Origin of the sequence: Vibrio sp. HENC-03 (assembly GCF_000305755.2) — a bacterium.
Lineage (GTDB): Bacteria > Pseudomonadota > Gammaproteobacteria > Enterobacterales > Vibrionaceae > Vibrio > Vibrio owensii.
The window spans coordinates 1-1,485 of the sequence record NZ_JH976106.1 but is presented as its reverse complement, the minus strand read 5'-3'; the positions used below and the strand labels follow the sequence as shown (position 1 = coordinate 1,485).

General features: G+C 52.5%; 1 rRNA gene. It reads right to left on the bottom strand.

Annotated elements, in window-relative coordinates:
* Nucleotides 1-24: 24 nt before the first annotated feature.
* A 23S ribosomal RNA gene (locus VCHENC03_RS0125625) occupies nucleotides 25-1,485 on the bottom strand; the annotation flags it as partial.

The window sequence follows — 1,485 nt, the reverse complement described above, 5'->3', positions numbered from 1 at the left end:
CCATCAAAACCCCTTGGGTGTTGTATGGTTAAGCCTCACGGGCAATTAGTACAGGTTAGCTCAACGCCTCACAACGCTTACACACCCTGCCTATCAACGTTCTAGTCTCGAACAACCCTTTAGGATACTTAAAGTATCAGGGAAGACTCATCTCAGGGCTCGCTTCCCGCTTAGATGCTTTCAGCGGTTATCGATTCCGAACTTAGCTACCGGGCAATGCGTCTGGCGACACAACCCGAACACCAGAGGTTCGTCCACTCCGGTCCTCTCGTACTAGGAGCAGCCCCCTTCAATCTTCCAACGCCCACGGCAGATAGGGACCGAACTGTCTCACGACGTTCTAAACCCAGCTCGCGTACCACTTTAAATGGCGAACAGCCATACCCTTGGGACCGACTTCAGCCCCAGGATGTGATGAGCCGACATCGAGGTGCCAAACACCGCCGTCGATATGAACTCTTGGGCGGTATCAGCCTGTTATCCCCGGAGTACCTTTTATCCGTTGAGCGATGGCCCTTCCATTCAGAACCACCGGATCACTATGACCTGCTTTCGCACCTGCTCGAATTGTCATTCTCGCAGTCAAGCGGGCTTATGCCATTGCACTAACCTCACGATGTCCAACCGTGATTAGCCCACCTTCGTGCTCCTCCGTTACTCTTTGGGAGGAGACCGCCCCAGTCAAACTACCCACCAGGCACTGTCCGCAACCCCGATTAGGGGTCGACGTTAGAACATCAACACTACAAGGGTGGTATTTCAAGGACGGCTCCACAAATACTGGCGTACTTGCTTCAAAGCCTCCCACCTATCCTACACATGTAGGGTCAATGTTCAGTGCCAAGCTGTAGTAAAGGTTCACGGGGTCTTTCCGTCTAGCCGCGGGTACACTGCATCTTCACAGCGATTTCAATTTCACTGAGTCTCGGGTGGAGACAGCGTGGCCATCATTACGCCATTCGTGCAGGTCGGAACTTACCCGACAAGGAATTTCGCTACCTTAGGACCGTTATAGTTACGGCCGCCGTTTACCGGGGCTTCGATCAAGAGCTTCGACCGAAGTCTAACCCCATCAATTAACCTTCCGGCACCGGGCAGGCGTCACACCGTATACGTCATCTTACGATTTTGCACAGTGCTGTGTTTTTAATAAACAGTTGCAGCCACCTGGTATCTGCGACTCTCGTCAGCTCCATCCGCGAGGGACTTCACCATCAAGAGCGTACCTTCTCCCGAAGTTACGGTACCATTTTGCCTAGTTCCTTCACCCGAGTTCTCTCAAGCGCCTTGGTATTCTCTACCCGACCACCTGTGTCGGTTTGGGGTACGATTCCTTACAATCTGAAGCTTAGAGGCTTTTCCTGGAAGCATGGCATCAATGACTTCACTACCGTAGTAGCTCGACGTCGTGTCTCAGCCTTAAGAGAAACCGGATTTACCTAATCTCTCAGCCTACGCACTTGAACCTGGACAACCGTCGCCAGG